7 protein-coding genes are annotated in these 8,576 nt (G+C 58.7%); 6 read left to right on the top strand and 1 reads right to left on the bottom strand.

All coding sequences use genetic code 11. From position 1 onward, the window contains the following. Window positions 1-89: 89 nt before the first annotated feature. Window positions 90-1,511, top strand: a complete 1,422-nt coding sequence (locus C7389_RS23465; protein WP_133595090.1) for a CoA-acylating methylmalonate-semialdehyde dehydrogenase — start codon at window positions 90-92, stop codon at window positions 1,509-1,511. Between the two features lie 17 nt (window positions 1,512-1,528). On the opposite strand, the gene C7389_RS23460 is transcribed toward C7389_RS23465, so the two are convergent. Further along, a complete protein-coding gene (locus C7389_RS23460; protein WP_133595096.1) occupies window positions 1,529-2,923 on the bottom strand; it encodes an undecaprenyl-phosphate glucose phosphotransferase in 1,395 nt (464 codons plus the stop codon). Between the two features lie 413 nt (window positions 2,924-3,336). Between C7389_RS23460 and epsL the strand changes: the two genes are divergently transcribed. The 5 genes from epsL to epsF all read left to right on the top strand — a co-directional run bounded on the left by epsL (window position 3,337) and on the right by epsF (window position 8,572). Then, window positions 3,337-4,554 (top strand): XrtB/PEP-CTERM-associated polysaccharide biosynthesis outer membrane protein EpsL, encoded by a 1,218-nt coding sequence (gene epsL, locus C7389_RS23455; RefSeq protein ID WP_246034951.1) that lies wholly within the window; start codon window positions 3,337-3,339, stop codon window positions 4,552-4,554. Between the two features lie 310 nt (window positions 4,555-4,864). Then, entirely contained in the window at window positions 4,865-5,323 is a 459-nt protein-coding gene (locus C7389_RS23450) for a hypothetical protein (RefSeq protein ID WP_133595089.1), read from the top strand. 71 nt (window positions 5,324-5,394) lie between these two features. Next, on the top strand, window positions 5,395-6,285 hold the full coding sequence (locus C7389_RS23445) for an EpsD family peptidyl-prolyl cis-trans isomerase (RefSeq protein WP_133595088.1): 891 nt from the start codon (window positions 5,395-5,397) through the stop codon (window positions 6,283-6,285). Window positions 6,286-6,330: 45 nt separating this feature from the next. Beyond that, complete coding sequence (gene epsE / locus C7389_RS23440) at window positions 6,331-7,158, top strand: polysaccharide export protein EpsE (protein ID WP_211168537.1); 828 nt, start codon at window positions 6,331-6,333, stop codon at window positions 7,156-7,158. Between the two features lie 13 nt (window positions 7,159-7,171). Beyond that, window positions 7,172-8,572, top strand: a complete 1,401-nt coding sequence (gene epsF, locus C7389_RS23435) for a chain length determinant protein EpsF (protein WP_133595087.1) — start codon at window positions 7,172-7,174, stop codon at window positions 8,570-8,572. The last annotated feature ends 4 nt before the right edge of the window (window positions 8,573-8,576 follow it).

Here is an 8,576-nt window from a genome sequence, read left to right as displayed (position 1 = left end):
CCTCAATGTGCTTCGTTTCCAACGATGCCCTCCTTGCGAGCGAGGGGGGCAATTCCTCGTGTCGCTAGGGGGTCAATTTACGATGTCGCCTGACAGCGCTGGGGGAAGTTGCCTGCGAAGTGGCGATGGCGACTGCGGAGGTGGTGTCAGGCGCTGTAGCCGCTGCTGAGGCAGCGTTTCCCGCTTGGCGTGCAACTCCCCCCTTGAAGCGGACACGTATCCTGTTCCGTTACAAGGCATTGCTGGAGGAGAACTCTGACCGACTGGTCGCCGCCATCGTCGGAGAGCATGGCAAGGTCTGGGAGGATGCCCAGGGAGAACTGGCCCGCGGAATAGAGGTGGTTGAGTACGCTTGTGGAGCGTCGGAGTTTCTGAAGGGAGAACACAGCCGGGATGTCGGACCTGAGATCGACTCCTGGTCCGAGTTTCCCCCACTGGGGGTTGTCGCCGGCATCACTCCGTTCAACTTTCCGGCGATGGTGCCCATGTGGATGTTCCCGATGGCGCTGGCTTGCGGTAACACCTTTGTGCTGAAACCTTCAGAGAAGGATCCTTCAACTGCCATGATTCTTGCGGAGCTCCTGACCGCAGCAGGAGCTCCCCCTGGCGTCTTCAATGTGGTGAATGGCGACAGGGAAGCGGTCGATGCGCTGCTCGGCGACCCCAGGGTGAAGGCTGTGAGCTTTGTGGGTTCGACCCCGATTGCTGAATACATCTACGCCAGGGGTACTGCTCAGGGCAAGCGGGTGCAAGCGCTCGGAGGGGCGAAGAACCACGCTGTGGTGATGCCCGATGCAGATCTGGAAGTGGCGGTCGATGCGCTCATGGGAGCAGCCTACGGCTCCTGCGGCGAACGTTGCATGGCGATCTCGGTCGTTGTCGCGGTGGGACAAGAGGTGGCGGATGACTTGGTGCGGCGCCTCGCGCCGAAGGTTGAGTCCCTGAGGATAGGCAACGGTGTTGCCAAAGGGTGGGATATGGGGCCTTTGGTCACGGCAGAGCACAAGCAGAAGGTGAGCGGATACATCCGACTAGGGGTGGAGGAGGGGGCTCTACTCGTGGTGGATGGACGCAACAATCCGGCGGCGGACGGGCCGGGCTATTTCCTGGGCGGAACGCTGTTTGATCACGTCACCCGGGAGATGCGTATTTACCGCGAGGAGATTTTTGGCCCGGTGTTGGCTGTGCTCCGGGTGAAAACACTGGCGGAAGCAATCGAGGCCGTGAATGCCCATGAGTTTGGCAATGGTGTCTGCGTGTTCACCCGCGACGGTGGGGTGGCCCGAGTGTTTTCCAATGCGGTGCAGGCCGGTATGGTTGGCGTCAACGTGCCTTTGCCGGTGCCGGTGGCTTGTCAGAGTTTTGGAGGCTGGAAGCGCTCGCTTTTCGGCGATTTGTACGCCTACGGACCGGATGCAGTGCGCTTCTATACGCGCCGTAAGACCATCACTCAGCGCTGGCAGGCCAGCGGCCTGGAGGGCATGCAGTTTGCCTTTCCGAGCAATGGCTGAGCGAATGAGCCAAATCCCTAGTAAGCATTACGGTCCTTGATGACCAGCAGGAAGGTTTTGACGATGATCCACAGATCAAGGCCGAGGGACCAATTGCGCAGGTATTCAAGGTCGTACTCGATGCGCTTCTCCATCTTGTCCACCGTCTCGGTTTCGCCTCGATAGCCGTTCACCTGCGCCCAGCCCGTGATGCCGGGTTTCACCTTGTGGCGGACCATGTAGCCCTTGATCAATTTGCGATACGTCTCGTTGTGAGCCACCGCGTGCGGGCGGGGGCCGACGATGCTCATCCTGCCCTGCAGGACATTGAAGAATTGGGGTAGTTCGTCCAGCGAGGTACGCCGGATGAAAGCGCCGAACGGGGTGATGCGCTGGTCGTTGCGAGTAGCCTGTTTGACCACTGCGCCGTCGTCACACACCGTCATTGAGCGGAACTTGTAGACCAGTATCTCCTTGCCATCCAGGCCATACCGACGCTGTTTGAAGATCGCCGGGCCGGGAGAGGACAGCTTGACCCCGGCGGCGAGTGCCAGAAGGATGGGCGTCAGCATCAGGAGGATGAAGCTGGAGAGCACGATATCGGACAGCCGCTTCACCACGTTGTTGAGGCCGGTGAAGGGCGTGTCGCAGACGGCGACCACTGCCATGCCGCCCACATTGTCAACCCTGCCTTGGATCAGGTCGGTGACAAAGATGTCGGGCACGAAGTAGATGGATGCGGTGGTGTCCTTCAGATCATCCAGTAAGGCCAAGATGCGAGGCTGGGTTGCCATCGGCAGTGCGAGATAGATGGCGTCGACCTGGTGGCGCTTCACGAATTCGGCAAGTTCTGAGAGACGACCAAGCGGCGTTGCCTCCTCCCCCGATGGCAGGCGCTTTGGGGACCGATCATCGAAGAAGCCCAGCACCTGAGTTCCCAGATAGGGGTTCTCTTGGAATTGCTGGGCCAGTTTGAGGCCGATCTCGTTTACACCAGCGACGACTGCCATCCGCTGTGCGCCCAGCGATATTACTTTCGGTACGGCCAGGCGAGCGAGCAGGTGGGCTCCCACTAGGGCAGCGGGGGTCAAGGCGGCCCAAGCAAGCAAAAGAGACTCCGAGAAGTACCGCAGATAGCCGCTTACATAGCCAAAGCCACCCACTATCGCCAGAAAAAGCAGCCAGTTCATCGCCACCTTCCGCACTATGCCTTTCGGGGATTCGTGAAGTCGAATATTGCCCGGAAATGTCAGGGAAAATGCGAAAACACTCAGAAGAATGAAAGGTGAGCCTAGACGTTCGTCATAATAAATGGCGCAACCCAATAAAACCCCGACAACAATGAGGGGATCAAGAAAGGCTTCCACTAATCCCGCAATTGTGAAGCTATTGCGAAGGAGGTTATTTCCTTGTCTATCCAGAGTCGCAAGCATAATGTCGGGCACTTTGTGGTTGTGCGTCGCAGCATGCTAATTACTATAGCAGCCCTACGCCGCCTTTCAATCCGGCTGATGCCGTCAGGGTGGGCGAGCATCTCATGGCAGGCCGCTTCGAGGAATGACGAGATGTAAGAAAATGATTGCGATGATCTTTTCTCATCCATAGTGCGATGTAACATAAATGCTAGCCATGATTTACTGCATTTATACCTATTTATGGTAAAAAATTCATTTTATATTCAAATGGTTATTGTTTTAAGTTCTTGATTTTTCGTTTTGCATTTAGCAACTGTCATTCCTGAGCTAAGGTAGTAGTGGGGTGCTGCATTGGGCCTTTGGGGATGGCGTAAGGCGCTTACAAGGACAAGGACGAGGTGCCCTGGCCCTCGGCTAGACTGATCTTCTACATGGACTTCGTTATCCGAATGAAACCTTCGTGGCCCATCTTGAGTGTCGTGCCGTTGGTTCTTGCTGTAGGGGTTGATGGTGCACTTGCGGACGAGGGAGATGCCTTGAATTTCTACGTGAGCCAGTCCTTCCGCTATGAGGACAACTTATATCGTTTGTCTGATGGCGCAGAGGCGCCGAGAGGAACGCGCCACGACACCATCAGTACAAGCGGCGTCGGATTGCGTTTCGACCAGGAGTACAGCAGGCAGCGCTTGCGTGCTGAGGTCGGGCTGACCAGTTCCCGCTACATGGAACACAGTGATCTTGACCACGATAGCCCGGATGTGCGTCTTTATTGGGACTGGCAGGTCGGAAACCGTTGGAGCGGGCTGGTCAGCCACATGTACCGTGAGAGCATGACCGGATTCGATGAGGTGCGGGGTTCGGAGCTGAACATCAACACCTATGTCCGATCAGCAGCGACGGCGGATTTCTGGTGGCATCCGCGCTGGGCAACCGGTGTGGGCTTCGCCCGTACCAAGAGTCGTTTTGACGAGGAGAACAGCCGGATTGGGGATTTCGACGCGAATACTGTCGATTTCAATTTGACCTATCGTCCGCCGACCGAGAACCGTGTTGTGCTGACGGTAAGGGAGACCACCGGGCGCTATCCCAATCGGGCTGCCGAAGCCGGCTCAATACGGGACTATGAACAGCAGGAGGTGAGATTGGGAAGCGAGTGGCAACTTACTGGGGCCACAAGGGTTTCTGGCTTCATCGGGCGGACACGGCTGGAATACAGATTTGCCCCCAACAGGGATTTCGTGGGTACGACTGGCCGCTTGGGTATTGATTGGAAAGCTACGGCGAAGACCTCCGTCTCCCTCAGTGTGCGTAGGGAGGTTGGCGCCCAGCAGGATGTGGCTGCGAACTATGCGATTACAGAGGCAGTGGTGTTGGCGCCGAAGTGGGCCCTTACCGACAAGATGATCCTGGGTGCCGGGTTGGAATGGCGTAGGCGCGATTACGGTGGAGATCCACAACTGCAGACCTCGAATATCGTGGCCTCACGAGATGCGGATAGCAGTCATCGCTATGGCTTGTCCCTTGAGTACAAGCCCCTCCGGGCATTGACTTTTTTACTGACGCTGCAAAAGCAGAAGAGGAATGCGTCGGAAGTACTAAATCGGTACGAAGCAAGCTCTGCAGCTCTGTCGATGCGTTTTCTATTTTAAGAATCTCCTTATATTTGCTTCGAGATGGGGCGCTTTGGCACTAACTCGGTGCGTTGCACAAAGTGCTCAAGGCGATCCTGTTATAGAAGCTGGGAGCCGCTTTGGCAGGCGTGCTGGGAGCAAAGAACATAATTGAAACGGTGTTTGTGAAGCGTTGACGCTACCCGTATTGATTGCTATGTTGCATAGCAATATTTAACGCTTCAGGCGTTGGAGTTTTCCGAAAGTCGCGGGCACGCACGATGCTTGCAGACGTTCTGAGGCCATTGATGGCTTCAGCCCCCATATTGCTTTAAGAGAGGTGGCGGTGATGTCCTCCATCAGGAAGAAGCTGATTCTTGTTGCGGCTGGCGTGATATGGATCATTCCGGGGGTCAGCGCCAGAGCGCTTGAACTGCAAGGGGTCGTAGCCCCTGTAAGTTACGACGAAACGCCGAGGAGTGCATATTCGGCCCCGTCTTTGCTGGCGGGCGAAGTGGCTTTTCATTCGGCGAAGAACCTGGGTTCTACAACAACAATCAGGGAGGCGGCTGCTCTCCCTCCCGTCGTGATGGTTAATTCCTTGGTTATGGACCCTTCGCAGGGGGGCGGTGGAGTTCTTTCCATATCGCGCTCCCTGGAGGGCGAAGCCTCCACCTTCGCTGATCGCGTCGCGCTTCGTTTTTCCCTGGCAGACGGGGAAGAAGCGGAGACGGGAATTTCTCCGTTGCTATTGAGTGCGCTTGGCCTGTTTGCGCTGATCGCCCGACGTCGTCTTATTGCTCGCTGAGGTTTGCGCGCCGCACCGGCAGGGGCTCGTGCGGTTGTGCAGGTTCTCGAGTCTTTTCTGCGGATTATTCGATGCTTCGACTTGGACGTTTGGCTTTGCCATCCGTGTTGTTGGTTTCGCTCACGCTGGTTGCATGCAGCAAAGGCGAGGCCGATGGTCGGGCGACCTTTGATGTGGTCGCCAAGGTGAACGACCGGGAGATTCAATCAAACGAACTGAAGACCGTGCTGGAGCACGGCAGCGCAGCGTCGGGTGCGATCGAGGGGCGCCCGGCCGAGAAAGTGCTGGAGCGCTTGATCGATCAGGAGTTGATGGTCCAGCAGGCGAGGGACAGGAGATTGGACAAGGATCCGCGCGTCCTCTACTCGATCGAAGCTGCTCGGCGGGAAATCCTGGCTCGCGCGTATCTGGAGCAGGTGACCAGCGAGAGCGTTCCTCCCTCCGAAGCTGAGATTGCAGCTTTTTACCGGGACAATCCTGCGCTGTTTGCCGAACGCCGCATCTACAGTTTGCAGGAGTTGCAACTCCCGTCTCTGGGCGAACGTTTCGACGAATTGCGGCTGCAGGTGGAACAGGCTGTGGGCCTACAGCAAGTGACTGAATGGCTGGAGGCGGAGCGCATCGCATATCACCTTGTAAGTGCGGTGAAACCGGCGGAAGAGTTACCACTGGAGAGTCTCCCCGCGTTCGCACGCATGAAAGATGGCCAACTGATGATCAGCCAGAGTGATAAAGGGGTGTCCCTGATCCATCTCGCCGCTTCGCATCTGAAGCCTATTGGCGAGAAGGAGGCGCGACCGTTGATCGAGCGCTACATCAGCAATTCGCGCAAGGTGGAGTTGGCCCGCAGTGAGTTGAAGAGGCTGCGCGCAGGGGCGGAAATCGAATACGCCCAGGGAGGAGAGCCGGAGGTGGATGCCGCCCGGCTTGCACTGGAGCATCACCAGAGCGCTGCCGAGTAAGCCGGTTTCGCGCGCTGCTGACAACATAATTTCAACGACAAAGGCATGGCTCGAATGCTGTCTTCCACATCGCTCCGTACGTTCTCGCTTCTTCTGTTCTTATTTCTGCAATGTTTTTCCCCGGCAAGCCGAGCGGCCGATGGTTCGCGTGAATACGTTCTGGGTGCGGGCGATATTGTGCGCATCTCGGTTTTCCAGAACCCGGATCTGACCACTGAAGGGCGAGTCTCCGAGACCGGCATGCTCACCTTTCCGCTGATCGGGGCGGTTGCCGTGGGTGGCAAGGCGGTCTCTGCAGCCGAGGCGCTGATTGCGGATCGCCTGAAACGCGGTGGTTTCGTCCTGCAGCCCCAGGTGACGGTGCTGCCGGTGCAGATCCGCGGCAACCAGGTCGCTGTGCTTGGCCATGTAAACAAGCCCGGGCGCTACCCTTTGGAGACCTTCAATCTGCGGGTAACCGATTTGTTGGCGACCGGCGGCGGGATCGCCAATGGCGGCGCCGACGTGGTGGTGTTGGTCGGAACGCGTGATGGCAAGCGCTTCCGGCGCGAGATCGACGTTGCCGCGCTGTTCCAGCCAGGCAATGAGGACGACGACGTGTTGCTGTCCGGCGGAGACGTGATCTACGCCGCGAAGGAAAGCGTGTTTTACATCTACGGCGAGGTGCAGCGTGCAGGGGCTTATCGCCTCGAGCGCAGCATGAGCGTGATGCAGGGGCTCGCCACTGGGGGCGGGACGACACTGCGTGGAACGGTGCGCGGGCTGCGCATCCACCGCCGTGATGCCGACGGCACCGTGAAGGTGATCGAGCCCAGTCTGGACGATCTGCTGCAGCCGAATGACGTTATCTACGTCAAGGAAAGCCTGTTCTGAAGCGGGGTGACGTATGACCTTACAGCAATTCCTACTCATTCTTCGCGCCCGCTTCCGTGTCATCTGCGGTGTGCTTGCCATCGTTGTGGTGGCGGCCGCCGCGGTGAGCCTGATCCTGCCGAAGAAATACACCGCGCAGGCTGCGCTGGTCGTGGATGCGAAGTCCGCCGATCCCATTCTCGGCAACATGATTCCTTCGCAGATGATGGCGAGCTATATCGCCACCCAGGTGGACATCATCGCCTCGGATCGGGTCGCCCAGCGGGTGATAGACATCACCGGGCTGGATAAGCAGCCCCAGTTCCAGGAGATGTGGCAGGAGGCGACCGAGGGCAGGGGGGACATCAAGGTATGGCTCGCCTCGGCACTGAAGTCGCGACTGGACGTGAAGCCGGCGCGCGAGAGCAATGTCATCACTTTGTCCTACACCGGCAGCAATCCCGAATTCGTGGCGATGGTGGTCAACGCCTTTGCTCAGGCCTACATCGACACTGCGCTCGAACTGAAGGTGGAGCCGGCCCGCCAGTACGCGAGCTGGTTCGATGAGCGGACGAAGGGGCTGCGCGACGATCTGGAAGCGGCGCAGAAGCGTCTGTCCGACTACGAGCAGCAGCATCAGATCATCGCTTCCGACGGGCGCTTGGACGTGGAAACCGCCAGATTGGCCGAACTCTCCACCCAGCTGGTCGCGGTCCAGGGGCTGCGGGCGGACAGCCGCTCCCGCCAGAGCCAGTCCGGCGCTGCGGAACTGCTGCCAGAGGTCACCCAGAATCCGCTGATCTCGAATCTCAAATCCGAGCTTGCCCGCAAGGAAGCCGAGCGCGACCAGTTGCGTGGCCGCCTCGGCCCGAATCACCCTGAGGTTGGCAAGGTGGCGGCGGAGATCGGTTCGTTGCGCCAGCGTATTGGCTCGGAGACACAGCGTATCGCCGCCTCGCTCGGAACCACTAGCCGGATCAGTGCGGCGCGCGAGGAGGAAATCGCTGCGGCGGTCGAGGCGCAGAAGGCCCGGGTGCTGGAACTGAAGGCCCATCGCGACAGCATCGCGGTGCTCCAGCGCGACGTCGAGGCGGCCCAGCGTGCTTACGACTTGGTCACTCAGCGGCTGGCGACCACCAACCTGGAAAGCCAGACGCAGCAGACCAACGTCGCAGTGCTGACGCCCGCGACCGAACCCCTGTGGCCGTCGGGCCCGCGCCTGCTGGTCAATCTGTTGCTGGCGATCATCGTGGGCGGCGTACTGGGCGTCGGCAGTGCATTGCTGATCGAACTGGCGGATAGGCGAGTACGTGGCGAGGACGATCTTTCCAGCCTTCCCGATGTTCCCATCCTGGGTGTGATTCCTTCTGCCGGCGAAGCGCTGGCTGGCGGTTTCCTTGCCCGCTTGTTCCGTCGTCCCGCAGAAGGATATTGATGCC

The organism is Azoarcus indigens, from assembly GCF_004361735.1.
GTDB lineage: Bacteria > Pseudomonadota > Gammaproteobacteria > Burkholderiales > Rhodocyclaceae > Azoarcus > Azoarcus indigens.
This window is presented reverse-complemented; position numbering and strand designations above follow the sequence as displayed.